Source organism: Sphaerimonospora mesophila, assembly GCF_001417795.1.
In the GTDB taxonomy this organism is placed as follows: Bacteria; Actinomycetota; Actinomycetes; order Streptosporangiales; family Streptosporangiaceae; genus Sphaerimonospora; species Sphaerimonospora mesophila.
This window is the reverse complement of sequence record NZ_BCBX01000036.1, coordinates 1-24376: the sequence shown is the minus strand read 5'-3', so window position 1 is coordinate 24376 and position 24376 is coordinate 1. Positions and strand designations below refer to the sequence as shown.

The 24376-nt window shown below is 66.5% G+C and carries 24 protein-coding genes and 1 tRNA gene; 16 read left to right on the top strand and 9 right to left on the bottom strand.

Features of this window, described 5'->3' with window-relative positions:
• Position 1 precedes the first annotated feature (1 nt).
• Together AP234_RS16025 and AP234_RS16020 are read right to left on the bottom strand one after the other, a co-directional pair.
• Positions 2-1354, bottom strand: a complete 1353-nt coding sequence (locus tag AP234_RS16025; RefSeq protein WP_055480475.1) for an FtsK/SpoIIIE domain-containing protein — start codon at positions 1352-1354, stop codon at positions 2-4.
• Positions 1347-1685, bottom strand: coding sequence for a hypothetical protein (locus AP234_RS16020; protein ID WP_055480474.1), 339 nt, complete (start codon positions 1683-1685; stop codon positions 1347-1349). Before AP234_RS16020 ends, AP234_RS16025 begins: the two co-directional genes overlap by 8 nt.
• Before the next feature lie 106 nt (positions 1686-1791).
• Between AP234_RS16020 and AP234_RS16015 the strand changes: the two genes are divergently transcribed.
• A complete protein-coding gene (locus AP234_RS16015; protein ID WP_055480473.1) occupies positions 1792-2172 on the top strand; it encodes a GntR family transcriptional regulator in 381 nt (126 codons plus the stop codon).
• A 177-nt stretch (positions 2173-2349) separates the two neighbouring features.
• On the opposite strand, the gene AP234_RS16010 is transcribed toward AP234_RS16015, so the two are convergent.
• On the bottom strand, positions 2350-2568 hold the full coding sequence (locus tag AP234_RS16010) for a hypothetical protein (protein WP_055480472.1): 219 nt from the start codon (positions 2566-2568) through the stop codon (positions 2350-2352).
• Between the two features lie 152 nt (positions 2569-2720).
• On the opposite strand from AP234_RS16010, the gene AP234_RS16005 reads away from it, so the two are divergent.
• Both AP234_RS16005 and AP234_RS16000 read left to right on the top strand, forming a co-directional pair.
• The gene (locus AP234_RS16005) at positions 2721-3488 is read left to right on the top strand and encodes an XRE family transcriptional regulator (protein WP_055480471.1); all 768 of its coding nucleotides are present in this window, start codon (positions 2721-2723) and stop codon (positions 3486-3488) included.
• Entirely contained in the window at positions 3463-3939 is a 477-nt protein-coding gene (locus AP234_RS16000; protein ID WP_055480470.1) for an NUDIX hydrolase, read from the top strand. The genes AP234_RS16005 and AP234_RS16000 overlap by 26 nt, the downstream gene beginning before the upstream one ends.
• Here the strand turns inward: AP234_RS16000 and AP234_RS15995 are convergent.
• The 3 genes from AP234_RS15995 to AP234_RS15985 form a co-directional block, all read right to left on the bottom strand.
• Positions 3880-4473 carry an HD domain-containing protein gene (locus AP234_RS15995; protein ID WP_055480749.1) on the bottom strand — a complete coding sequence of 198 codons (594 nt, stop codon included), beginning with the start codon at positions 4471-4473 and terminating at the stop codon, positions 3880-3882. The genes AP234_RS16000 and AP234_RS15995 overlap by 60 nt on opposite strands.
• A gap of 67 nt (positions 4474-4540) precedes the next feature.
• Positions 4541-5002, bottom strand: coding sequence for a GntR family transcriptional regulator (locus AP234_RS15990; protein ID WP_055480748.1), 462 nt, complete (start codon positions 5000-5002; stop codon positions 4541-4543).
• A gap of 1 nt (position 5003) precedes the next feature.
• The gene (locus tag AP234_RS15985; protein WP_055478081.1) at positions 5004-5357 is read right to left on the bottom strand and encodes a hypothetical protein; all 354 of its coding nucleotides are present in this window, start codon (positions 5355-5357) and stop codon (positions 5004-5006) included.
• Positions 5358-5525: 168 nt separating this feature from the next.
• Between AP234_RS15985 and AP234_RS15980 the strand changes: the two genes are divergently transcribed.
• The 5 genes from AP234_RS15980 (at position 5526) to AP234_RS36260 (ending at position 16201) form a co-directional block, all read left to right on the top strand.
• Positions 5526-6257, top strand: a complete 732-nt coding sequence (locus AP234_RS15980) for a hypothetical protein (protein WP_055480469.1) — start codon at positions 5526-5528, stop codon at positions 6255-6257.
• Between the two features lie 617 nt (positions 6258-6874).
• Entirely contained in the window at positions 6875-10042 is a 3168-nt protein-coding gene (locus AP234_RS15975; RefSeq protein ID WP_200926545.1) for a helicase-related protein, read from the top strand.
• On the top strand, positions 10039-12783 hold the full coding sequence (locus AP234_RS15970) for a DUF1156 domain-containing protein (RefSeq protein WP_055480468.1): 2745 nt from the start codon (positions 10039-10041) through the stop codon (positions 12781-12783). The genes AP234_RS15975 and AP234_RS15970 overlap by 4 nt, the downstream gene beginning before the upstream one ends.
• A gap of 52 nt (positions 12784-12835) precedes the next feature.
• Entirely contained in the window at positions 12836-15826 is a 2991-nt protein-coding gene (locus AP234_RS15965) for a DUF499 domain-containing protein (RefSeq protein ID WP_055480467.1), read from the top strand.
• Between the two features lie 312 nt (positions 15827-16138).
• A tRNA-Arg gene (locus tag AP234_RS36260) sits at positions 16139-16201 on the top strand.
• Positions 16202-16388: 187 nt separating this feature from the next.
• On the opposite strand, the gene AP234_RS15960 is transcribed toward AP234_RS36260, so the two are convergent.
• Complete coding sequence (locus AP234_RS15960; protein ID WP_063842954.1) at positions 16389-16910, bottom strand: hypothetical protein; 522 nt, start codon at positions 16908-16910, stop codon at positions 16389-16391.
• A 67-nt stretch (positions 16911-16977) separates the two neighbouring features.
• Entirely contained in the window at positions 16978-17631 is a 654-nt protein-coding gene (locus AP234_RS15955; RefSeq protein ID WP_431998662.1) for a tyrosine-type recombinase/integrase, read from the bottom strand.
• On the opposite strand from AP234_RS15955, the gene AP234_RS39535 reads away from it, so the two are divergent.
• From AP234_RS39535 to AP234_RS15950, 3 genes are read left to right on the top strand one after another with little or no spacing between them, the layout of a single operon-like run.
• Positions 17624-17974, top strand: a complete 351-nt coding sequence (locus AP234_RS39535; RefSeq protein ID WP_431998660.1) for a DUF6545 domain-containing protein — start codon at positions 17624-17626, stop codon at positions 17972-17974. The genes AP234_RS15955 and AP234_RS39535 overlap by 8 nt on opposite strands.
• The gene (locus tag AP234_RS39200; protein ID WP_268778061.1) at positions 17934-18062 is read left to right on the top strand and encodes a hypothetical protein; all 129 of its coding nucleotides are present in this window, start codon (positions 17934-17936) and stop codon (positions 18060-18062) included. The genes AP234_RS39535 and AP234_RS39200 overlap by 41 nt, the downstream gene beginning before the upstream one ends.
• A gap of 44 nt (positions 18063-18106) precedes the next feature.
• Positions 18107-18613, top strand: a complete 507-nt coding sequence (locus AP234_RS15950) for a phosphatase PAP2 family protein (RefSeq protein ID WP_235558196.1) — start codon at positions 18107-18109, stop codon at positions 18611-18613.
• 405 nt (positions 18614-19018) lie between these two features.
• On the opposite strand, the gene AP234_RS15945 is transcribed toward AP234_RS15950, so the two are convergent.
• Positions 19019-19453 (bottom strand): hypothetical protein, encoded by a 435-nt coding sequence (locus tag AP234_RS15945; protein ID WP_152990443.1) that lies wholly within the window; start codon positions 19451-19453, stop codon positions 19019-19021.
• Positions 19454-20322: 869 nt separating this feature from the next.
• Between AP234_RS15945 and AP234_RS15940 the strand changes: the two genes are divergently transcribed.
• Genes AP234_RS15940 through AP234_RS15920 form a run of 5 tightly spaced genes read left to right on the top strand, consistent with a single transcriptional unit; the run spans position 20323 to position 24090 of the window.
• On the top strand, positions 20323-20895 hold the full coding sequence (locus AP234_RS15940) for an RNA polymerase sigma factor (RefSeq protein WP_055480464.1): 573 nt from the start codon (positions 20323-20325) through the stop codon (positions 20893-20895).
• Positions 20879-21724: a hypothetical protein gene (locus AP234_RS15935; RefSeq protein WP_152990442.1), complete on the top strand. Its 846-nt coding sequence runs from the start codon at positions 20879-20881 to the stop codon at positions 21722-21724. The genes AP234_RS15940 and AP234_RS15935 overlap by 17 nt, the downstream gene beginning before the upstream one ends.
• A complete protein-coding gene (locus AP234_RS15930) occupies positions 21721-22422 on the top strand; it encodes a hypothetical protein (protein WP_152990441.1) in 702 nt (233 codons plus the stop codon). The genes AP234_RS15935 and AP234_RS15930 overlap by 4 nt, the downstream gene beginning before the upstream one ends.
• Positions 22419-23216: a hypothetical protein gene (locus AP234_RS15925; protein ID WP_055480461.1), complete on the top strand. Its 798-nt coding sequence runs from the start codon at positions 22419-22421 to the stop codon at positions 23214-23216. The genes AP234_RS15930 and AP234_RS15925 overlap by 4 nt, the downstream gene beginning before the upstream one ends.
• 1 nt (position 23217) lies before the next feature.
• Positions 23218-24090 (top strand): ABC transporter ATP-binding protein, encoded by an 873-nt coding sequence (locus AP234_RS15920; RefSeq protein WP_055480460.1) that lies wholly within the window; start codon positions 23218-23220, stop codon positions 24088-24090.
• The last annotated feature ends 286 nt before the right edge of the window (positions 24091-24376 follow it).

The following is a 24376-nucleotide window of genomic DNA, read 5'->3' as shown; positions in this document are numbered from 1 at the left end:
CTCAGGCGGACAGGAGTTCGGACAGGCCTGCCCCGCCCACCTGAGCGGAGCGGGCGGGCTGGGTGATCTCAACCCAGTCCGGGGTCAGGTGGGCGTGGGTGTGGGCGGCGTGTTCGGCGGCCTGCTCGCTCACGTAGAAGGAGCGGGCGCGGTACCACTGGCCGTCCTGGGAGGCGACGATCGCGACGCCGGGTGTCTCGGCGGGGATGGCCCGCGCGGAGACCAGGGCGGCCGGGTCGAGGTCACCAAGCGTCATCGTGGCCGTCTCGGGGTCGTTGACCCGGTGGCAGATCCGGCCCGAGCACTGCGCACGGAGCGCGGTGACGCCGGGGCCGAGGTCGGAGCCGATCCGCTGACCGGAGCAGAACAGGTAGATCCCGAACGCCCGCCCGAGCTGAGCCACCCGCAGCAGCGCCGTAGAAGTACGGGCAATCTCGTCTTTCTCGGACTTGTCGGCCATCAGGTACAGCTCGGCCAACTCATCGACCAAGACCACGACCGGCACCGGGCGCACGCCGGGCGGGAGCTGCCAGATATTGCGCGCTCCTGCCGTACGACACAGCCCCATCCGGTCGACCATCAGGCCCACGAGGTCATCCAGCAGGCTCACACTCTCGGCCCGGGTGGTGGCCAGGGCCGACAGCCGCGGCGCGTACGGGGTGAACTCCACCCCGCCTTTGAGGTCGATGCCGACCAGCGCCACCGGTTGCGGAGCCAGCCCGACCAAGAGGGCGTTGGCGAGGTTGGACTTGCCCGATTGGGTGGCCCCGGCGTTGATCCAGTGCGGGATCATGCGGAAGTCGATCGTCCACAGCCCGCCGGTCTCCAACCTGCCGACGTGCACGGTGAGCAGTTCGGTTGACGGCGGGAGGTGGTCGAGGCGGACGAGCGGGTCCCGCACTGTGGCCGCCAGGACAATCCGGCCCGGACGTGGGGATGACACGCGGACGGCGTGTACGCCCCAGGAGTGGGCGAGTCGTTCGGCGACTTGGGCGTAGTCGGCGGGGATTTGCCCTTCCAGGGTGTGGATGGTGACCCGCCAGCCGTACCGGGTTGGGCGCGGTAGCAGCATGAACGGTTTGGTGTCGACCGCGACCCGTTGGAAGCGCCGCCGTACCTTCACGATGCCGGTTGAGGCGATCGCGCCGGGGACGGTGGTGAACCACCAGCGTTGCCGCTTCTTGGTCAGGCCGCAGCCGAGGGCGACTGTGCGCCAGGTCGCCCGCACGGTCACGGCGACGATCGGGAAGCCGATCAGCAGCCAGAACGACCGGTAGTGGTAGCGGCGCCAGGCCCACAGGCCGGCTACCAGGGCGGCCAGGCCCGCGAGCAGCGGTGGGAGGGTGTCAGGCATGGGCGCCACCGGCGGGGATGATGGAGGCGGCGCGGTAGCTGATGCCCCAGCGGGCCTCACCGCCCCGGGTCATCTCCCAGACGTAGCCGACGAGGCCGTTCGGGGTGACGTCCTGCCCGGCGGTGATCTGGGGTTCGCCGGAGGTGCCGACCTTGACGAGTTCGATGCGGCCGAACTCGTCCTCTACCGACAGGACGATCTCGTAGACGGTGTTGCCGTTCTTGTCGGTCTTGATCTCGCCGGTGTCCTGGTTGAGGACGCGGGGGCGGGGCGCGCGGACGCAGACGAACTGCAGCTTGGTCACGTCGACCGGGATCGGAATGGTGCGCATGGTGTGGACCTCCTTCGACTCGTTGCCAACATAGTTAACTAGGTTGGCCTGGTTGTCAATGTTCTCTCGGTTGGCTTGGTCGCCATGTCGTGGTGTGATAGAGGCGATGGTCAAGAAGACGGGACGCCCCGGTTACCTCCAGATCGCCGACGATCTGCGTGAGCAGATCCGCGGCGGATCTCTGCCGCCCGGAGCGCCCTTGCCGTCCACGGCCCAGCTCGCCGAGCAGTACGACGCATCACTCAGCGTCGTGAAGATGGCGGTAGGGCTGTTACGGAACGAGGGCCTGGTCATCGGCCAGCAGGGCAAGGGCGTATTCGTCCGGGAGAGCGACGACACCGCCGAGAGCGTCCAGGCCGACGAGGCCGGCACGGCAGCGGCCGAGGATCTGGCGGGTGAGGTCGTCAAGCTGCGCACCGCCGTACAGGACCTGTCGCGGCGCTTGTCCCGCATCGAAGAACGGTTGTCTCAGCGATCCGGGAGTTAGGGCCGCCGCCCCGGACGTGCAGCCCGGTGACGTGCCGGGCGAGCCGGGCCGCCCCCTCGGGCGAGGCGACCCCACCACTCATCGCCTTGTCCTCCCGGCGGATGCCGACCAGGACCGCCACGTAGCCCACGGCAACCCCTGCGGTGAGGATCACGGCGAGGATCAGCGGCAGCATGCTCATGACCAGATCACTCCCAGCGCGGCAGCACCGAGCGGGCCGCGCGGAGGACGCCGGGTGATCGCGCGCCGCTTGTCGGCCCTGCGACGGGCGGCCTGCCGCCGGCCCCACCGGTCACGGGCCAGGCACTTACGGCAGCGGGCCTGCCCCTCCTCCACGGCCGCCCCGCACTCGCAACCGGCGGGCTCGTCGACCGGGCTGATCGTCGTGTTCGTCATGATTCCTGCTCCTTTCGTCGCTGTCGGTGCTGCGTTGTGACACCGAGAGTGCGCGAGAAGAGCAGGACGAGATCACTACACGACGGGACATGTTCAAGACGTCCGGCCTACGATTGCCACGTCCCTGGACGTCCTCGAACGTGGCAGGTGAGATGGCCAACGATCGGCTGCGCGCGGCGCTGCTGGAACGCGGAGTGAGCATCGCGGACCTGGCGACCGCCATCGAGGTGGACCCCAAGACCGTCGAACGCTGGATCACCAAAGGGCGTGCCCCCTACCGCAGGCACCGCTACGCCGTGGCCGCCTACCTGGGCATGGACGAGAGTTACCTGTGGCCGGAGGCGCTGACCCGTGAACAGGTCGCCTCAGCATCAGAGAGTGAGATCGTCACCGTCTATCCGCACCGCTGGGCCGTCCCCCGGGACGCCTGGGGACGGCTGTTCGCCGCCGCCACTCAAGAGATCGGCGTCCTCGTCTACAGCGGGTTATTCCTCGCCGACGACGCGGGGATCGTGCGGATGCTCGGTGAGAAGGCCGGGGCCGGGGTACGGGTGCGGATCCTGCTCGGCGATCCCGACAGTGCCGAGGTCGCCCAGCGCGGCGCGGACGAGGGCATCGACGACGGCATGGCCGCCAAGATCCGCAACGTCTTCGTCCTGTACAAGCCCATCCGGGGACTATCGGGGGTGGAGTTCCGCCTTCACCGCACGGTGCTGTACAACTCGATCTACCGCGGAGACGATCAGCTTCTCGTCAACACCCACGTGTACGGCATGCCCGCCGGCAACGCCCCCGTCCTGCACCTGCGCAAGGTCCTCGGCGGCGACATGGTCACCACCTACCTCGACAGCTTCGAACGGGTGTGGGAGCAGGCCCGACCGTTAGAGTCATGGCATGGCCCGCCGGATCGACTTCTATGACGACCCCGACGCTCCCAAGCCGAACAGCCTCGTGCCGTCCGTCAACGTCGTGGTCACCAACGACGCCGGAGACCTGCTGATGATCCGCCGCTCTGACAACGGCAACTGGGCCGTCCCCGGTGGCGCGATCGACCTCGGCGAGTCGCTGCCGCAGGCCGCCGTACGGGAAACCGTCGAAGAGACCGGCATCCTGTGCGAGATCACAGGCTTGGTAGGGACGTACACCGATCCCAAGCACGTGATCCTCTATACCAGCAACGGTGAGGCTCGCCAGGAGTTCTCCATTGTGCTCACTGCCCGCGCCGTCGACGGCGAGCCAACCCCAAGCAGTGAATCCACCGAAGTCCGCTGGGTCCCCCGCGACCAGGTCGAGGCCCTGCAGATGGACCGGTCAATGGCTTTGAGGGTCGGCCACTACCTCAGCGGAACCGGTCTCCCGCACATCGGCTAGTGCCGTCTCGATGCTGCGGACGGCGGTCAGGATGCACGGGGTCGAGGCGGTGATCGAGCGGCTGACCAGGTGGCCGGGGCCGTAGCGAGAATGGATCTCGGCCAGGCGGTCGAGCACGTCCAGGTGCCGCCCGTCCGGGCCGGTGGTCATGTCGCAGTAGGTCAGCGCGTCGGCCAGCTCCCGCCGCTCCGGGAGGAACTCCTTGGTCAAGGCGTCGTACAGGTCGCGCTCGGTCGCCTCGTTGACCGCACACGAGTGATGTGCCACCAACCGGCACAACGTCTCATCGGCCCCGGCGATATCGCGCAGGTATCGGGCGCCGTCGAGGGGGTGAAACCCGGTGTCGACCAACTCGGGCGAGTAGCCGATGTCGTGGAGGTAAGCAGCGGCGGTCAGCGTGTCGGAGTCGTCGCCGAGGATCGGGGCCAGGGATGCGGCCCGCGCCGCCACCCCTTGCGTATGCGCCCACCGCCGGGAAAGCGGCTTTGCAAGGAGTCGTTCGGCCAGGTCGCGCGCCCACTCAACGTGTCCCACGGGATAGACGATAGGCACCCCAGGCCCATCCAGACCTAGGGTGCCAACTCAGACGTCCCAGGACGTCTCAACCTTGAGGGCGGACGAACCGGCCCTTGCCGTGCCGGGACACGATCAGCTTCTCCCGCTCCAGCATCGTGAACGCCTGCCGTGCCGTGTTGCGCGACACGTCATACAACCAGCACAGCTCCGCCTCACTGGGCAGCACGTCCCCAGGGGCCAGGTCACCCCGCTCGATCCGCCCCCGAAGGTCCCGAGCGATCACCTCATAGCGGTAGGCCGAATCCACGACGTACCCATCGGCCCGCACGATCCGCCCCTTGGCCGGAACCGTCACGATCAGACCCTCGACCTCCAGCGCGTGCAGCGCCCGGCGAACGGTGTTGCGGGCAACCCGGAACTCCGCCGACAGCACCGCCTCCGACGGCAGCGCCGACCCCGCCGGATACGCGCCCGTGGTGATGCGCTCACGCAGCCGCTCGGCGATCTGCCCATGCACCCGCCACCCGGTCAGCCATCGCTTAGGCATGTCAGGACCGGTGCGCATCGAGGATCTTGTTCAGGTTGATGCCGAGGTCTCCCTGTTCCCCCTCGCGCCAGCCCTCCTGCGCGGCCTGTTCGATCCGCGCAGCCGCGGGCAGCAGCTGCATGCACGAGACGCGCTCGTCGAGCTGGTCGCCCCAGTAGAACCACAGGAACGCCAGATGCACGTAGACCCGGCGCGACCGCAAGCACCGATCGAGAACCTCCAGCGCGGGCCGCCCCTTCTGATCCACGATCAACACCGTGGTCAGCCCGCGCTCCTCCAGCTCATCCCGAAGCTCGGTCAAGAGCCTCTCTTGGTATTCCTGCTGCTTCTCGCGGATCGTCCGCATCGGCTCCATGCCCTGTGCTCCCTTCGACTCGTACGGCGCGCCCGGTGTCGCGCCGATTGCCGTACGAGCGTCCGCCAGAGCAAGGGAACCTCTACACCGCAACTCAGGGACGTCTAGGGACGTCTCATGTTAACGTCGCAGGCAGAAGCAACCCCCGTCACAGGAGGTGCACCACCGGTGAGCGACAACCTGCGCCACGCCCTGACCCGCGCCCGGCTCCAGACCGTCGACGTCGCCGCCGCCCTGGCAGTCGATCCCAAGACCGTCGACCGCTGGCTCAAAGGCCGCATTCCTTACCCTCGCCACCGGTGGGCCATCGCTGATCTCCTCCATGTAGACGAGGCCGACCTCTGGCCCGACATCGTCAAACCCCGCCGGCCCATCGTCTCCGAGGTCCAGGCCGTCTACGCCCACCGCTGGACCGTCCCGCAAGCGGTCTGGCGACGCCACTTCCAGGCCGCCACCCGGCAGATCGACATCCTCACCTATAGCGGCATGTTCCTCGCCGAAGACACCGGCATGATCCGCCTACTCGCCAGCCGCGCGCACGAAGGCGTGCGCGTGCGCATCCTCCTCGGCGACCCCGACAGCCCCCAGGTAGCAGCCCGAGGAACCGAAGAAGGCATCGGCCCCGACGTCATGGCCGCCAGAACCAGAAACGCACTCACCCTCTACCGCCAACTCCAGGACGTGGACGACATCGAGATCCGCCTCCACCGCACCGTGCTCTACAACTCCATCTACCGCGCAGACGACGACCTTCTCGTCAACACCCACGCCTACGGCACCCCAGCAGCCCACGCCCCCGTCATCCACATGAGGACAACCGCAGACGAGGGCACAGCAGCCGTCTACCTCGCCAGCCTCGAAGCCGTCTGGACAACCGCAGAACGCATCAACACAGACTGACCCAGCCGCCCCATCATGATCGAAAGCAACTTCTCTTCCCGGTATCAAGGGCGAGCAGCCTACGGCGGCCCGCCTCGCGCGCCGGTCGGTTAGCCGGCCGGGCATGCGGCTCTTCGGCCGGTCCCTGCCGACGCCGCCCGCGCGCTCATAAGCCGCGTCCGTCTTTCCCTGAAGTTGCTTGTTCAGGGCCCGGCCGTGACGATCGCCGGCTTCGGCTTGTCCCGTACGGGGCTGGGGCGATCGGCTGCCGCGGCCCTCCTTCGTCGGGCCTTGCCATCGAATGACGGGGTGGCGGACTCCAGCCAGAGCGGGACATGGACCTACCGTGGGCGTACCGCACGAGTACCCTTCTGCGTACCTCCATGCGGAGTCTTGGAGCGATTTCTTGGAGTCGGCGATGTCGGAAACCATGACCTCGTTTGAGGTCGACGGGCGGTTTCGCCTGAGCGGATGGTCGGCCGTCGGCACGAGGCCGACATGATCAAGGACGTGCTGGTGCTTGACCCAATGCTGGCCCTAAAGATCCGGAACACCTACGAGACGCGCGTATGAGCATGCAACCTCACGGAGAAGCGGTGTTTGAGCGGGGGCAACGGGTCCGGGTCCAGAAGGACGGAGTGCCCGAGTTCGCGACGATCCGGTTCGCGCTCCCGGGGGACAAGCCTGGGTCGTGGGACCTCATTCTGGTTGATGACGAGGATCGCCGACACGAGGTGAATCTCGCGGCTGGTGACGCAGTCACGGTCCGGCCGCTGGTCAGCGACGGACGGGCCGATTCCGCCCGGGTGCTGGCCGCCATGTGGACCCGGTGGATGGACGCGGCGGCCACCAACGCCGAGTCCAGCGCGATGGCGTCGACACCGTTGAAGCCATACGCGCACCAGACGACCGCCGTTTACGGTGCAATGCTGCCGCAGCCGCTGCTGCGGTTTCTGCTGGCTGACGAGCCAGGCACCGGCAAGACGATCATGGCAGGCCTGTACATCCGGGAGATGCAGCGTTTGGGGCTGGTCAAACGCGCACTAATCGTGTGCCCTGCGAATCTCGCCACAAAGTGGGTGGACGACTTCCAACGCCTACTGGGCGGCGGGCTACGTCAGCTCACATCGGCCACCGTGCGCGAGGACGCACTGAACTCCAACGACCTGTGGGTGGTGTCGCTGGAGCTGGCGGCGGTCAACCCAGCGGTCCAAGATGCCATCCGACCGGACAAGGCTGGATGGGATCTGGTGGTCTTCGACGAAGCGCACCGGCTGACCCCAACTGCGGCCGGATTCCACCAGGTCGGACGACTGCTAGCCAAGAACACTCCTCGTGCGGTTCTGATGACCGCAACCCCCCACCGGGGTAAGGAATGGCTCTTCCGGCATCTGCTACACCTCGTCGACCCGGCGATCTACCCGGATCCAGGCAGTGACCCCAATGTCAAGCTCAGCGCCCTGCGGCCCGGCCCGATCCATTTCCTTCGGCGAATGAAGGAGGACCTGGTCGACTACGACGGCAAGACGAGGTTGTTCAAGGGCCGCACGGCCCAGAACCACAACGTGCCGCTGTCGCAAATCGAGTACAGCTACTACCAGGCCGCCCTGGACATGGTCGACCAGTTCTTTCCGCCGACCGCGCAGCGGCTGGCCCGCATGGTGTATGGCAAGCGCGCTGCCTCCAGCCTGCATGCCCTCGCCGAGACCCTGCGCAGGCGCTACGACCACATGGGAGCGATGAGCGAAGCCGAGGCCGCACTCATCGCCGAGAGCGCGGATCCCGGTGACGAAGCCGAGGTTGAGGAGGCAAAGGTCGTCAACGCGAGCTCGACCTCCGCCAGGGCCGAACGCGCCGCGATCAAGAGCCTTGCGGAACAGATCGATGCCACGATCAGGGATCCCCGCTGGCGACCCTCGAAATGGAACCGGCTCAGGGACGACTGCTTGGCCAAGCACGGGATTCATCCTGGAAACGGCGAGCAGGCAGTCATCTTCACCGAGTACGCAGACTCTGCCGCATGGATCGCCGAACGGCTCGGTGCCGAGGGCTACAGTGCTCGGCTGTATTCGGGCCGGCAGAGCAAGCCGGAACGCGACGAGGTCCGCAAGGCGTTCATGCGTGGCGAGTTCCAGATCATCGTCACCACCGACGCTGGTAACGAAGGCATCGACCTACAGGCCGCACATATCCTGGTTAATTACGACATCCCGTGGTCCCTGGTCCGCCTTGAACAACGGATGGGCCGCATCCACCGTGTCGGTCAGCAGCGCGACGTCTTCCTCTACAACCTGGTCGCCACCGACACCCGTGAGGGTGAGACCCTCCTGCGGTTGCTGGATAACTTCGTCACGGCGGCGAACGAGCTTCGTGGCCAGATGTTCGACAGCCTGTCGGCAGTAGCTGAGCTCACGGGCGTCGACTACGACAAGTGGCTCTCTGACTTGTACGGCGACGATGAGCTCAAGAAGCAGCAGGCCATCGAAGCCGGCCGCGCCGTACAGGCTCAAGAACTCGCTCGGGTGGCTCGGCAGGTCCGAGACAACGAACGGCGTCTGGCTAGCCAGGTTGATGCGGTAGCAGCGCTGACGCTGCTGCAGCGCGACCTGTTCGCGCGAATCAATCCTGCGATCGTCGAGGCATACCTCGACCGGCTCATGGCAGCCGGAATCCTGCGATCGGCGCCGACCGCTGCGGGAATCGGGTTCCGGCGGCTGTCCCTCACTGGGGGCGCCACGTTCCCTCCCAGCCTAGGTGGCGGCAGTGAGGTCCATATAGCCACTAGCGGGGACGCGGTGCGCGAAGCTGAGGGAAGCATCGAAATCGGCGACACCATCACGCTCGGGCCGGGAGAGCCCGGGTTCCCAGACTTGATTGACCTGGCCGCACAGCGTTTGGCCGAAGACCTCTATCAGTCCGGAGCGGCGGCCGACCCGACCAGTCTCACCCCCTACGACCTCTACGCCTACGAGGCGACCCTGACAGAAAACGACGGCAAGCGAGCCAGTGTGTGGGCGACCCTGATCAAAGTCGATGACAGTGGCAATGCGCGGCCAGTTCGGTGGGAGGCCCTGGCCAACCTCGTGGCCACCAATCAGCACGGCACCGCACCACATCCAGCGCGCGAGAACAGCGCGGACGCGGCAGCCAACATCGTGGCGGCGGAGACTATCGCTGAGCACCGGAAGGTACGCTCCGACTGGTTCGCCCAGGCTCGCAGGGATCTGATGAACCTGCCCTTGAGCTTGACTGAGACAATCGACGATCGTGACACACGGCTAGAGCTGCGGCGGCAGCTCCAGGCCCAGACCGCGCAGCGGCTCAAAGAACTCGAACGGCTCGTGGACGTGCACCTCACCGAGCCGAAGCTCGTCGGGCGGATCCGTGTCCTAGCCGCAGCAGATATCAGCGTCAAGGCCGAGATCGATGCCGAGCTGGTTTCCATGCAGCACGTACAGCAGCTACTCGTCAACGACGGCTGGGTAGTCGAGGACGTCCACACCGAAAGCCGTGGGTACGACCTGGAAGCCCGCCGTAACAGCCAGGTCCGTCACATCGAAGTCAAGGGCGTCCTGAGCAGTGCGGCCAGCGAGGGCATCCGGATGACCGGGAACGAAGTCCTCATCGCAACCCAGCACCGCAAGGAGTACTGGCTCTACGTTGTCGACCAGTGCGCCGACGGCAAGGGGCGCTTCTTCGGTGCCTACCAGGACCCCGCGACCCTCTTCGCCGACGACATGGTCGGGAGCGCGATCTTCCGCGTTCCTGGCAGCAGCCTCAAGAACGCACCCGGGAGCAATGTATGACCCGCATGATCGAACGATGGTTCCCCTGTGCGGAGGTCAGCGCCAACAGCCGATCAGGATGGGGCAGCGGTAATGCCGAAGTCGGTGTGATGACGTGGTTTGCCAAGCGCCCCTCCGCCCAAGCCAAAGCAGCGACCATCTGCTCTCTGCTGCCGTGGCCCGACGACCCTGTCGAACAACAGCGGCTCCAGCAATTGGTCCGCGACGCTATGACGGGCCGTTACGCGAAGGCTGAGGAGATCCGGCGTGAGATCATCCGCAGCCATGGTGAAGGCGTCAGTGCCCTCGATCCCTTCAGCGGCCGCGGGATGATTCCACTTGAAGCCGCACGGCTGGGCATCAGCGCTCACGCACTGGACTACAGCCCGGTCGCTGTGCTGGCCTCCCGGCTGCTCACGGACTACCCCTGCCGGTCTTGGGATGACGAACCCGCAATCCCCTTCCAAAAGGAGGGCACCACTCTCGTAGAGACCAGGCCGCGGCTCGTGCAGGATGTCGAAGCGGTACTCAGTGAGATCGGCACACGCCACCGCGACGCGATGAAGGAGTACTACCCGCAGGTCGCGGGTCGGGATCCTTGGGGGTACCTCTGGGCAATCACTATTCCCTGCCAGGAGTGCTCGCGGTACTTTCCCCTCATCGGCCAACTCGATTTGCGCAAGGCGAGCAAGCGCAAGAGCCGCACCACGAAGGAAACCTTTCACGACCCCGGGCAGTCGTACTACATCGACACCGACAACGACAGCGGCACCTGGTCCGTAGTTGTTCACGAAGGCTCCCCAAGACGGGCACCCACACGGCAGGTTCCACCCGGTAAGAGCAAGTACGACAGCAACGGCCGCCTGGCCGTGTGCCCTTTCTGTACGCACGCGCACGACCGTCAGGTGCAGATGCGCATCTTCGAGAAGGGCCTGCAGAAGGACGCGCCACTGCTCGCCGCCGACATCGACCCAGATGTTGGCAAGTCCTATCGCCTCCTGGAGCGGGAAGAACTCGACGCCATCGAGGCCGCCGCTGTCGCCCTGCGAGAACAACCAAGATTCGGGCATTTCCTCGCCGCTGTTCCCGACGAGCGCATTCCCGATGGCAATACCTGGACCGTGCAGGCGACCGTCTATGGCGCCCGCACCTATGGCGACATGATGAACGCCCGTCAGACGCTGTCGTTCATCATGCTGGCGCAGTGCATCCGCGATATCGGCGCGGAACTAGCCAAAAACGGTAACAGCGACCATCACATCCGGGCCCTTACCGGCTACGCCGCTGCAGTACTGGCTAGGAAGATCCGACGTGCCACCCGGGGCTGCACACTTGACGTCAGCCGGGCCGGGGTCCACGACATCTTCGCCACCGAGTCCAGCCTCAACTTCTCGTTCGACTATTTCGAGGTTGGTCTGGCCGACGGTCCGGGAAGCTGGGCATCTGTGGCTGATGGCACGCTCAAGGCGCTTGAGACAACCATGCCGCTTCCGGATGCAGTCCCCTGCGAGGTGACGCGCGGCTCGGCAATTAGTCTCCCCTTCCGAGACCGCAGCATCACTGCTGTCATCACGGACCCCCCTTACGATGCGATGATCGACTACAGCGACGCGAGCGATCTGTTCTACGTTTGGATAAAACGAGCCCTCGTCGACTCCTGGCCGGAGTTGGGCATGACCGCACATGAATTCGGTGTGCAGGAGAAACGAGAAGAAATCATCGTCAAAAAGGGAGGGACGAGCAACAACGACCACCGCAACCGCCAGCACTACGACTCCTTGATTACCAAGGCGTTTGGGGAGGCGCAGCGCGTCGTCGCACACGACGGTGTCGTCACCATTGTGTTCGGCCACGGTGAACCAGAGGTCTGGCAACGGCTACTCACCGCGATCCGCGACGCTGGGCTCGTCCTCACGGGCGCATGGCCGGCCAAGACCGAGGCGGGTGGCAAGGTTGGCTTCACCAACATCGTCACAACCCTGACGATGGCGTGCCGCCCTGCCCCTTCCGGACGCCCCGTTGGCAGGAAGGGTGTCGTCGAAGCCGAGATCAAGTCGGAGATCAAGAAGCGCTACCTCGACTGGGAGCGGTGGGGTCTTGCGCCCGCGGACATGTTGATGGCAGCGGCGGGGCCCGCTATGGAAGCGGTCGGCCGCTACAGCGAGGTTCTCGATGCCAAGGGCGAGCCCGTCGACATCTACACATTCCTGCCGTTGGCGCGTGCGGCGGTCCAGGAGGCTATGGCTGTCGAGATCAACCACGAGCCATTGGATGCCTTTGACACCCGAACCAGATTCGCGCTGTGGTGGGTCAGGCTCTACGGCCGCCAGGCGCAAGCGAAGTCCGAGCTGCGCTGGCAGGCTCTCGCCTCTTCTCTCGATCTGACGGCGGTCCGTGACCTGGTGACTGATGTCGGTAAAGGCGTCCGTTTCATCACGTCTCGTGATCATATTGGTAAGATCAATAGCGACTCGGCCGTCATCGACGTAGCCTTGGCACTCGCCGCCGCGTCGGAGGAGGGGCTGCAGGCTATGGGGCAGGTACTGGTGGCCTCGGGACGCACAGGGAACGACACCCATCTGTGGTCGGCTGTCCAATTCCTGGCCGATCGGCTTCCCGCCAACGACCCGGATTCCGTCGCGCTTACCCGCGTACTGCGGACTAGGACAGGGATTAGCAACGCGGCCGAGTCGATCGCGGCGAGTAGCCGTGAGGGCGCCCTTCGCCAAGAGGTTGACGACGCTCAGCTGAGGTTGATCTGACGACGATGAGCAGCCAATGCGTATCCGTGTCTTACACACTAGGAGAACTACCGTGACGGCGAATGTGACGCCTTGGTGGAAGGCCCTAAAGCTTCGCCAAGAGATCCTCAGTGCGTCCGGGCAGATCGACGACGTGCAGATGTCGCTGTTCCGTACTGTGTACGGCAAGGGGGCAGATCGGCCGCCGTACGCTGATGCCGCGTACTACGGGGAGATCACTCACCCCACGGAGCGGCTCATCGATCTGCTCACTGAGATCGCCGTCCGCGTCGGTGGCGGCGCCGACTATCTGAAGGCACGGGCAGTCACTCGGCTTGACCAGGGCATGGGTGGCGGTAAGTCGCACGCCTGCATCGGCGCCTACCACCTGGCCGCCCACCCTGAGACCTTGCTCGGCACGGAACTCGGTCAGCAGGTCGCCAATCGGGCGCGCACCAAGATGGGGCGGGAGCTGCCCAGCGATCTCGGGCGTCCGCACGTTGTCGTCCTGCCCTGTGACCACATGACCCCAGGCGCAGGGGTGCAGGAGATTGACGGGCCGGCAAACAGCCTCTACGAGCGTTTCCTGTGGCGGCTGTTCTCCAAGGACTACTCGCTCTATGAGCGCTACCTGCCGTTCTGGAACGACAAGCACAAGATCGCCGAGGCTATCCGTGCCGTGAATCGGCCGTTGTTGCTTATTGTCGACGAGTTGCTCGATTACGTCGGCAACGGGCTTGACGGCGCGAACAAGCCCGAGTTGTCTGCCCAAGACATGGCCTTCCTGCGCGCACTACTCGACGTTGTCAACGATGTGCCGCACGTCGCAATGCTCGTCGTGATGATCGCCTCTGATGCCGACAAGTCCGCCTTGTCCAAGGCCGGTAGGGAACGTCGCGACGATCTCAACACCCTGCTCGAACGCAATGGCTTTCCTGCCACCGTCACCGAAGTGAGCGACTTCGCCGACATCCTGCGGCGACGGCTCTTCGACGCTGAGCCCGCCGCCGAGGTGGTCGAGGCTACGGCCGCGCTCTTCGAGCCCGTTCACGAGGAGAAGGCATGGGCCAAGAACGTCTGGGATGCCATCGGAGCTGACTGGCGGCACCAGTGGAAGGCCGAGGTCGCCGCCAGCTATCCCTTCCATCCCATGCTCATCAACCTCGCCAAGGAAGAATGGAGCAAGGTCACCGGGTTTCAGCGGGTCCGTTCAACCATTCGCATTTTCGCCGCCACGGTGTACGCCCTACAACAGCGCGGCAAGGCAGGTGGGTGGGTACCTGTGCTCATCGGCCCTGGCGACCTACCTCTGTCAGACAGTACGGTCCGAGAAGCGTTGCTGGGCAGCGGTCTGGTTGAGGACGACCGTACGATCGCGAATTACCGAAGCTTGGCCGAGATCGAGGTTGTCAACCACGATGGCACGGCCGGTACTGCCCGTAAGCAGGACCTTGGGCGCGACCCGGCGCCTTGGAGCGACACCAATCCGAGCGCGGCCGAGCGCGCGGCCACGTTCGTTTTCCTGGCCAGCATCGTCGGCACCTTGCGGCCTGGTCGCGGGCGCGGTGCCAGCGCGCCGGAGGTCAAGGCGGCTACCAGCGTTCCGGACGTGCGTTACACGATCACCGATGCCGATGTCGTGGTTGATGGCCTGGTCCATCCTGATCGCGGCATGAGCGCGCTCGACATCGTTCCTGGTCAGGGTAACAACAAGCCAGCCCGGTACTTCCTGTCCACCCGCTTGACCCACCGGATGCTGGTCAGCAACATCCGGCGCACCATCACCCCGGCGGAGCGGGACGAAGTCATCGCTGAATTCGCCAAGAAGATCGCCAGCAGCGGCCCGTTCCGCGACCACAAATTCATTCCCGCTGACCTCTCACGTCCTGCGGCCGATGTTCTGGCCACCGGTGGCCTGGACACCGCTTACACCACTCGGCTGTTTATCCTCGACCCCGCCCAGTTCAGTCTGCGCAACGGCATGGAGCAGACGACTATCGAGGCGCTGACCGTCGCGATGGGGCTCGGCCAGGGTGCCCAGCAACTCCCCGTACAGTGGGCCAGCAGCGCGGTATTCGCTGTGGCGAACACCCAGCGGCGCAGCCTGGCTCGCGGGATGGCGGTCGAGTACCTGGCGCGACAGCGGGCCCTGGCCGCGCCGGAAATCCAGAACGATGACGAACTCAAGGCCGTCGGGACCAAGGAACTCAGTGACGCGAAGCAGCAACTGGAGAAGTCCGTAAAGAGGGCCTACCAGCATGTCGTCTTTCTCGCTCAGCCGGACCCAAACGGGGAACGGTATCTGGATCAGTTGACGTTCGACGAGGAGAACCTCACCGCACTCGACGGCACCACCGTCTGGAAGGGGCTCGCGGACCGAGACAAGGTCTTCGACTCTGGACAATTCGGCGCCAAGGCTTTACTGCACAACCTCCGTGACCAGGACTATGGGAAGACCCTCTCCGACATTCGGGCCGCGTTCTACAGCGCCCCTCGGCTGCCGCTGCTCTACAGCGGCGACCGGGACCTTCAGCAGGCGATCTACGATGCCGTCAGCGGCGGGCTGGTAAGTATCGTGGACGGGGCCGGTGCCGAGGTCGCGGTGACCGCTCCTGGTCAGGTCAATCTCTCAAGCACCGGCCTGAGGTTGGCCAAGCCCCAACCGAAGGTGTGCTCAGAGTGCGGCCAGCCGGCCCATGAGGGCGAATGCACAGCCAAAGGCGATCCAGGAGACGACGAAACTTCGGGATCGAGTTCCCCGGGTGGATCTGGAGAAGCCGGGACCAGCGGATCCTCCGATCCCGGAGGCGGCGGCGGTGACCCGGAGCCAGCCGTCGCCAAGGATCAGCAGGTCGCCTTCTCCTTCACCAGCAATCTGCTCGCCAGCGGCGATGCCACCGATAAATTCGCCGCACTGTTCCGGGCCTTCTACATGTCGCTGGACGAACGGCAGATTAGCTATCTGCAGGGCACGATACAGATGGTGCTGCAGGCCGAGGCAGCCGGACAGCTCCGCCAGCGGCTGGAGGAGTTGGGGATCACCGCAACCTTCAAGGACATCTGAGGACCCTGTCCAGTACGCGGAGGCAGCTGTCTCCGGCACGAGAAGCGTGATCACGCGGGGAAACCAGGGGGAGATGTCGAGAGGTGAACACGCGCCCTGACCGGGATCCGTGGGGAGGTCCTGGTCAGGGCGTTGGTGTTCGCGCTACATCAACTACTGACATGGTCCTTGGCATTGTGGTGGACGGGCCGCGAGTGCCCACCTGCCCGCAGGGACTTCAAGAGGAACTCATGTCAACGGCGGGACATGTACGGGATGATCTTGCGGAGGGAGCGGGACCCTTGGGGCGTTCGCGCAGCTCACATCATATGAGCCAGCCGTACAGTCCCCGCTCTCCTAAAGCGGGTGCCGCAGGTTCGAATCCTGCCGGGGGCACCTAGTTGACCATGCAACTTGCCGTCTGACCTGGGACTTCTCCCCCGGTACGGCTTCCGCCTGTGTGCAGGTATAGGCCACCGGGAGCAGCCCTGAATCACCGTTCACGGAATATGCACGGGATGATCTTTGGGCCGTTCGGCCAGGTCAACGCAGATGGTGGGGGGTTCTCCGGCCAGGTTTCGCATCAGTCATCAGCGGCCACGAGCAGCGAGAGGACACCCGCCGCGCGGTCGATGAGGATCAGTTCGTGGAAGTCGGTGTGGACTCCGCCCCAGTCATGGAAGGCTTCGCGACCGAGGTCCTCAAGCTGATATCGGTTCGTCGCCACCGCGAGCAATAGGTAGACCTCTCGTTCCAGGCAAGCGGTCAGGGCAGGGGGAAGCGCCCCGAACTGTTCGGCCCAGCCGCGAAGGAGTTCGTTCACGCGCCCCTCATCGATGTGGACATATCGGGCTGGGGTTATGTGCCGCAGCCAGTAGGGCCCATGCCGCAGTCCTTCGGCCTCTACGCCTCCCCCTGCGTAGTCGTCTCGAAAGGCCACATGGCCGATCAACGCCGTCAACAACCAGTCGTCGCCGGGATCAGAGCGAGGCAGATCGAACCGCTTGACGTCGACCCATCGGAACGCATGCCCGGCTGGGGAGTCGAAGCGGAAGTCACGAAAGTTGATGAAGGTCTGATCTCGGTAGGCGAGGGTTTCCGGCACCTCTCAACGATAAGAGCGGCCGGGTCAACGACCCGACCGCTTGTCTTGAGACCAGCAGGGCGGAACCTTACAGCTCCAGGGCTTTAGTGATCTGCCCGTTGGCGTGCGCCCGTTGCCCCTCGATGCATTTCGCGTAGACGCGTAGGAGCACGTCAACGCCGTGCCCGGCACGCTGGGCGACCTCGGTCGGCGGGACGCCCGCGTTGAGCCACAAGGAGACCGCCGCATGCCGGAGGTCGTACGGGCGAGCCGCCAACGGGGACACGACCTGCTCGACGGTGAAGGCCAGCCGCCGACTCTCTTGCCAGACCGCGGAGTAGGCCGAGGAGGAGAAAGGCCGGCCCTTGCTCGTCCGGAAGAGCCTGCCGTCCTTCGCCGTGCCGTACGTCTCGATGTGCTCGCGGAGGATCGCGACGAGGACCGGTGGGATCGGGATCTCGCGGGTGTCGCCCTGGGCACGGTGCTTGAGACCGCGTTCGTCGTGGGTCTCCCCCGAGTTCGTCCGTCGCTTGTTCGCCTGTGGCCGCGCCTTCTCAAGCGTGATCAGGCCCCACCCCTCGGCGGGCAGGTCGCAGTTCTGCCGACGCAGCCCCGAAGCCTCTTCCGGGCGGAGGGCCGCGTAGTACATACAGGCGAACATGGCCGTCATCCGAAGGCCGCGCGTCCGGCCCACCTGCGTCACCGCGTCGAGCAGCGCCCGCGCCTGAGCCGGGTTGACCACGGTTCACGGGTCGACGGTCCCGGCGGCTTTCGGAGGCTTCCACTTCACCGCGTGCAGCGGGTTTGCCAGCGCGTTGCACGAACTGCGACCGCTGTGGGAAGCGCTGATTCGTCGGTATCCAGATATCGTGCTGGACTTGGACGGATCGCTTCGGTTCCGGCTCTACCGGCGCATGCTGGAGATCCGCGACGGGATGCTGTCACTCACCTCCGTCACGCCACACAGCGAGCGAAGATTCACGCGAAGTGGCGGCATGGGTCGCGTCCGCGCTGCAGACAAGCCACGTGGAACAGGGGCGGGGCATGCCATCCGGGATCATTCCGGGACCGGATCTCGCCGATGACATCGAGAGGGAGACCAAGTGGCTTCGGCAGGTCGCAGCGGCGTACAAGCAGGTCGCCCAGGAGAAAACCGTTTCGCCCGTGGATTGACCGAGGTATTCGCACCCGCGCACATCGTCATAGGACTACCGCCGGTGGTAGGCGCGATCACCAGCGGTCAGGCGGGCGTCGCCTGGGGTGCGCTGACCGCGGTGCTGTGCGGAGGGATTCCTCTCGGGGTGCTTCTCGTAGGCGTTCGGTCGGGACGATTCGGCGACATGCACGTCAAGGACCGTGCCCAGCGACCGAAACTGATCGGTTTGATCGTCGCTCTGGTGGTCGCCGCGCTGGCGCTGATGATCATGCTCGGCGCTCCACGCCTTATGGTCGCCGGCGCGACCGCCATGCTCTCCACGTTGGCGGTGACCGGTCCAATCACGCTCTGGTGGAAGATCAGCTTTCATACGGCGGTCGCAGCCGGCGGCGTGGTGATGCTCGCGTGGATCCTGCCCCCGCTTCCGGTCTACGCGGCCGGTGCCGTGGTGGTGGCGGCGATCGCCTGGTCCCGGATAGTCATCCGTGATCACAGCCCCGCCCAGGCCCTCGCGGGAGTGCTCGCAGGCGGAGCCGCGACGTGGCTCACGCTCGCGATCTTCCTATGATCGTGGGCGCCGATGGCTCACGCACTACCCCACGGATGTCCAGCGGTTGGATGATGCATCGTGTTCATCCCTTGGCAACGAGGCGGAGCGTACGGACACGGCGCTGTGGAAGGGGTTGGACCGCTTCGATCGTGAGCTGTCGGGCGCTAACTACCTGGTCAGAGGCGGTGTCTCCGGTTTCCCTTCTTCTCGGTCCCTCGCCGAGGCACCTAGTTGACCTTGTGATTTGCCTTCTGACCTGCGCTTACTGACAGGAGCAGGTGACAGCCCAGAGGCAGCCGAGAGCAGCGATAAGCAGCCGTAGGCCAATGATCGCAAGCCAAACGTGGCGCCGTTTCCGCACTTCGTAGGCCGTCTTGATACGGCCAACGGCAGGAGGTCACAAGCGCGGGTGTCGCCCGTTCCTCATCGGCGGCGGTTCGCCCGCAGGCGCCGGGAGCCCATAGACAGGGCTACGGCGCCGACAGTGCAAGCGATGGCGGCCAGCGGTGGCGCCCATGAATCACCGAAACCGGCAGAGTAATCCGGCTGGCTACCCGCGCTGATGTCGGCCGGCGTGAACGGCCACGGGTAGTCGTCCACGAAGACCACCAGGTTGACCACCGCCAGGGCGCCGAGGAGCGTGGCACCCGCCATCCCCGTCGGCCACCATTGCCAGGAGGCGCCGGCCGCGACCAGGACGAGCAGCGGCAGGCCACCCGCCACGAGGAAATCGAGCGGGAGCAGGTATCGCGCCTCGACTCCGATGAAGCGCCAGGCGAAAGAGACGATCGGCAGGTAATCGATGCCGCCGCTCTCGGTCATGGCCATCAGCAGGAACGGCACCGTCGAGACGAGCACCGCCAAGACCATCCAGGGCCACGCCCGGCGTCCGACTCGCTCTCGCCTCACCTTCTCGATCACCAGCGCATCGTACGGGACGCCGCCTTGGTGAAAGGTTGTCGAGATGACAACGCGAAAGGCCTCGGCTGCCAGGCCGGGGCCAAGGTGAAGTAGGTTGCCCTACTAACCCTGGTCGTCGGGTGGCTTGTCGGTAATCGACTGACGGCGGCTTTCCTGCGTACTCCCGATGCGTGACCACGAGGAAGGTGCCCTCATCGCAGCGGGGCAGGCGGCCCGTGGTGATCTGCTCGTCGCGGGCGTGTTCCTACCGTTCGGTGCAGATCTCACCGAGGGTGGTGGAGAAGCGGCGTGAGCGGATGGAGAACCAGCCGCGGAAGTGAGCGTGTGCGCCCATTGGGTCAGGCGGAGGTCGGCCAGCTCGTCGAGGGCGCCCAGGCGCAGGCACTCGGCGATCAGGCGTCGGGTGTGGTCGCGGATTGGCAGGGCTGCCGGGTCCTCGCCGGGCTGATGCGCCGGTCGAGAGCGGTTCGGCTGGAGTGTGATTTCGGGGTCATGGTCAGTTGGTGGCCTGGCTGTCGCGTCGGGTGGGCGGGGTTCATGGGCCCGCGGGGTGTCTTTTCTGCGTCGTCAGGGTGGGTTGTTGCTGGTCAGGTCGGCATCGGGAGCGCTTGCAGCCGGGTGATGGCGGCGACGATTTCGCCAGCCCGGGGCCAGGATCCGGCGATAGGCAGGCGGAGGCACCGGCCGCCGGAGCCGGGTGCTGCCAGTAGGATCCACCGACGACCGTCTGAACCCGGTTGGACGACCGGTGAACCCCGCGGCGGGCACGGCGCTACCTACGCATCGTGAACGAAGGAGCTGAAGGCGTGGCTCTGCGCTGGTTCCATGCGGCGGAACGCCGGTCGCCTGCCGCCGTGGCCGCAGACGCGGACCTCCTGGCCAGGGTGGCCGACGGCGACGGATCCGCGCTCCGCGAACTGTACGAACGCTACGCGCGGCCCATGTTCGCCTTCCTGTACCGCCTGGCCGGAGACCGGGGAACGGCGGAGGAGATCCTCCAGGACACTCTGCTCGCCGTCTGGCGGTCCGCGGGCACCTACCAGAACCGCTCACGCGTGAGCACCTGGCTGTTCGGCGTGGCCCGCAGGCAGGCGCACAACCGGTTACGCGGCATCCCGCCCCCGCTGCCCGCGGACCCGGCCGACGGCGCCGCCCCGGAGGCGGGCCCCGAGGAGCTTGCGGTGAGCGGCGACCAGGTGCAGCAGACCCTGAAGCGCCTGCCGCTGGCCCAGCGGGAGGTGGTCGTCCTCGCCTACCTCGACGATCTCGGCCTGAAGGAGATCGCCGAGATCCTGGACATCCCCGTAGGCACGGTGAAGAGCCGCCTGCACCACGCCCGCGCGACACTGAGGAGGTACGTCGATGCACGAATGGAGTGAATCTTCCGGCCCACCGGAGATGCCACCCGAACTGCGCGGCCTCCGGTACGGCGTTCCGGAGCCGCCCGGGCCGGAGATCGTACGAGCCGTCCTGCTGGCTTCCGCACTCGACAGGACGCCCGCGCCGCGGGAGGAGGATCCGGTGGACGCGGGAGGCGCCTGCCGGTCACGGCGGTGGCTCCCGTCGGGGCCGATCGCACGCGCGTGGACGCTTCTGACGATCGAGGCCCAGATCATGCGCAGGTCGATCTGGCTGGTGTCGGCGCTCATCATGGCGACCGGCGTGGGATTCGCTCTGCTCAGGGGCGACAGCGCCCGGCTCATGCTGTCCCTCGCCGCCCCGCTGATCGCCGGCTTCGGCGTCGCCGGTTCGTACGACCCGGGACGCGGCGGCGACACCGCAGCCGAGCTGGTGGCCACCACCCCGACATCACGCCGCGTCATCATGCTGGCGCGGATGACACTGGCCTTCGGCTACGACCTGGGACTGGCGCTGCTCGGCTCGGCCGTGGCACACGCCTACGGCTCGGCCCCGGAGGGGATGTCGGCTCTCGTCATCGCATGGCTGGGACCGATGGCGCTGCTGGCCGCGCTGAGCCTGCTGCTCGCGGTGTGCTGGCACGCCGAGGGCGCGATCGGCGTCGCGGTCGCGGTCTGGACGCTCTACGCGCTGACCTTCGTCGAGCTGCCGACCATGGACGGCATGCGCGCTTTCTGGGCCAGCAGCCCGATGACGCTCGGTCTGGCGCTCGTACTCGCCCTCGCCGCCGTGATCGCGGCGGGCAGGCGTGAACCGATCCGCTTCGGCGGCGCTACCCACCGACCGTGAAACCTCTCGATTTGTGGGCGCATGAGCTGCGCAGGACCGGACCCGCCGCGCTGGCGGGGCCCCCGGCCCTGGTGCTGCTCATGGCGCTCCTCTCCATGTTCGGGGCGTGGCTCGGCTCCCGGGAATCGACCACCGCGTTCATGCTGGCCGGCGCCCTGGAGATGGCGATGCCGCTCATCACGGGCATGGCCGCCGCCTCGTCGCTCGGCCGGGACCACGCCGTGGAGCTCCAGCTCACCCTGCCGGTGAGCTACCGCTCGACCGTGCTGCGCCGGCTGGCCGTCATGGCGGGCTGGACCGGGCTGTGCGCCGCGGCCGGCTCGGCCGTACTGACCCTGGGCGGCTGGTGGGCGCTCGTCCCGGGCGCGCCAAACGGTCTGGCGGTCCAGCTCGTCTGGCTCGCTCCCGCGTTGTGGCTGGCCGCGCTGGGCCTGCTCGCCTCGGCCGCGTTCGGCAGCGCCGTCGCCGCCACCACCACGGTCGCGTTCGTCTGGATCACCGAGCAGGTGGCCACCGAAACCCTGCAGTCGGTCCCTGCGTCCCGGCTGTTCTACCTGTTCGCCACCATGCGCGGAACGGTGCCCGGCGACTGGACCGCCAACCGGGTCGTCCTGCTGTGCACCGCGGTACCGCTCATCGCGGCCGCCTGGCCCCTGCTCGGCCGCCCCGAGCGCATCCTCGGAGGTGAGAAGGAATGATCGCCACCCTGCGCTACGAGTTCCTCATGCAGATCCGCAGGCCCATCATGTGGATCGTGTACGGGCTGACCTACATCACGCTCGTCGCCGTGTTCTGGCCCGCGTACCGGACACTGTCCTTCACCGACGACGGCGGGCACGATCCCAAACTGGCCATGCTCACGTCGGCCAAGCTCATCATGGTGCTGCTGCCGATCGTCTACGGATGCCTGATCGCCGATCGGCTCATCCGGGATCGAAGGCTCGGCGTCGCGACGATCATGGACGCCTCGCCGGCCGACCCGTTCGGCCGCCTGACCGGTAAATACCTGGGCGTATGCGCGGCGACGGCCGTACCGATCGCCTTGGCCTTCTTCGGGCGGGCCGTCGTCTACGCGATGACCGAAGGCAAGGTCGAGGCACTGGCCTGGTCGGTGGCGGTCTTCCCGACGGCCGTCCTCCCCGGACTGGCCTTCCTGGGCGCCCTCGCCCTGGCCGGGCCGCTGCTGATGCCTCCGCTGCCGTTCCGGGTGCTGTTCGTCGCCTACTGGTTCTGGGGCAACCTGATCCCGGCCGACATGATGCCCACCCTGTCGCACACGATCTTCGCGGCGTCCAATGAATACGTGGCGTACGGCCTCTTCGGTCAGACGTTCGAGGGCTTGGCCTACGGGCCGTGGCCGGATGCCGCGCTGAACGCCCTCCGCCCGGTGGCGAGCCCCGCCGTCGCCGTCCTCTGGATGGGCGTCATGGTCGCGCTCACAATCGCGATCCTCCTGATCACCCGCCTCCACGCCGCCCGATCGGAGTCCTGACATGCGCATTCAGATCTCCCAGCTGACCAAGACGTACAAGGGCGGCGTGCACGCCCTCAAAGGGATCGACCTCGACGTGCCCACCGGCATGTACGGCCTGCTCGGCTCCAATGGGGCGGGCAAGACCACGCTCATGCGGACCCTCGCCGGGCTGCTGCGGCCCACCTCCGGAACGGTTCGCCTCGGCGGCCACGACATCACCACCCAGGACGGCAGGCTCGCCGTTCAGCGCGCACTCGGCTACCTGCCCCAGGACCTCGGCGTCTACCCCGACCTCACCGCACGGCGGTTCCTCGACTACATCGCGCTGCTCAAGGGCATCGACGGGCGGTCCGACCGGCGGCGGCGGATCGGCGAGCTGCTTGAGGTCGTCGCCCTCGGCGAGCACGCCGATCGCAGGCTCAAGGGCTACTCCGGCGGGATGCTGCGCCGCGTGGGCATCGCCCAGGCGCTGCTCAACAACCCCCGTCTCCTCATCGTGGACGAGCCGACCACCGGTCTGGACCCGGAGGAGCGTATCCGTTTCCGCACGCTGCTCTCCCATCTCGCCGGGGATCGCACCGTCCTGCTCAGCACCCACATCGTGGAAGACGTGGCTCAGACCTGCCAGTCCCTCGCCGTGCTGGCCAGGGGGCGCCTGGTCTTCCAGGGCCACGTCGGCGAGCTGGTGGCACGGGCGTACCGGCAGGTGTGGACGGTGACCACCTCCGGCACGGCGCCGTCGACAGGCCGGATCGTTGCCGCGCTCCCTCACGGCGCCGGCATGCGCTACCGGGTCGTCGCCCCCGTACCGCCCGCCCCGGCCGCCGAACCCGCCGAGCCCACCCTGGAGGACGGCTACCTCGCGCTGATGGAGACCACCGCACCCGCGTGATCCCTGCCCCCTGTGCGGCCAACGGGCCGGTGGTTCCGCTCCCCGCGACGCCGCTACCGGTGCCGTCTGCGACAGATCCGTGACGGGCTTGTGGCCCGCCGGCGGGCGTGTCCCGCTCCGGACTGGCCAACACCTTCGCGCCGCTCCCGACGTCATGGCCGCCGATCGAACGCACCCGCTCCTGAGGTCAACAACCGTGCAGGGGGCTCCGCCCCCTGCACCCCGGCCCTCCAAGGAGATGACCTGACAGCTGACAGGAGTGGGCGACAAGCCGAAGTCAGGAGAG

What these genes read in the sequence shown, in the direction of transcription:
- AP234_RS16025 (WP_055480475.1), bottom strand. Translation starts at nt 1,354, where the DNA reads ATGCCTGACACCCTCCCACCGCTGCTCGCGGGCCTGGCCGCCCTGGTA.
- AP234_RS16020 (WP_055480474.1), bottom strand. Translation starts at nt 1,685, where the DNA reads ATGCGCACCATTCCGATCCCGGTCGACGTGACCAAGCTGCAGTTCGTC.
- AP234_RS16015 (WP_055480473.1), top strand. Translation starts at nt 1,792, where the DNA reads ATGGTCAAGAAGACGGGACGCCCCGGTTACCTCCAGATCGCCGACGAT.
- AP234_RS16010 (WP_055480472.1), bottom strand. Translation starts at nt 2,568, where the DNA reads ATGACGAACACGACGATCAGCCCGGTCGACGAGCCCGCCGGTTGCGAG.
- AP234_RS16005 (WP_055480471.1), top strand. Translation starts at nt 2,721, where the DNA reads ATGGCCAACGATCGGCTGCGCGCGGCGCTGCTGGAACGCGGAGTGAGC.
- AP234_RS16000 (WP_055480470.1), top strand. Translation starts at nt 3,463, where the DNA reads ATGGCCCGCCGGATCGACTTCTATGACGACCCCGACGCTCCCAAGCCG.
- AP234_RS15990 (WP_055480748.1), bottom strand. Translation starts at nt 5,002, where the DNA reads ATGCCTAAGCGATGGCTGACCGGGTGGCGGGTGCATGGGCAGATCGCC.
- AP234_RS15985 (WP_055478081.1), bottom strand. Translation starts at nt 5,357, where the DNA reads ATGGAGCCGATGCGGACGATCCGCGAGAAGCAGCAGGAATACCAAGAG.
- AP234_RS15970 (WP_055480468.1), top strand. Translation starts at nt 10,039, where the DNA reads ATGACCCGCATGATCGAACGATGGTTCCCCTGTGCGGAGGTCAGCGCC.
- AP234_RS39200 (WP_268778061.1), top strand. Translation starts at nt 17,934, where the DNA reads ATGCCATCCGGGATCATTCCGGGACCGGATCTCGCCGATGACATCGAG.
- AP234_RS15935 (WP_152990442.1), top strand. Translation starts at nt 20,879, where the DNA reads ATGCACGAATGGAGTGAATCTTCCGGCCCACCGGAGATGCCACCCGAA.
- AP234_RS15925 (WP_055480461.1), top strand. Translation starts at nt 22,419, where the DNA reads ATGATCGCCACCCTGCGCTACGAGTTCCTCATGCAGATCCGCAGGCCC.
- AP234_RS15920 (WP_055480460.1), top strand. Translation starts at nt 23,218, where the DNA reads ATGCGCATTCAGATCTCCCAGCTGACCAAGACGTACAAGGGCGGCGTG.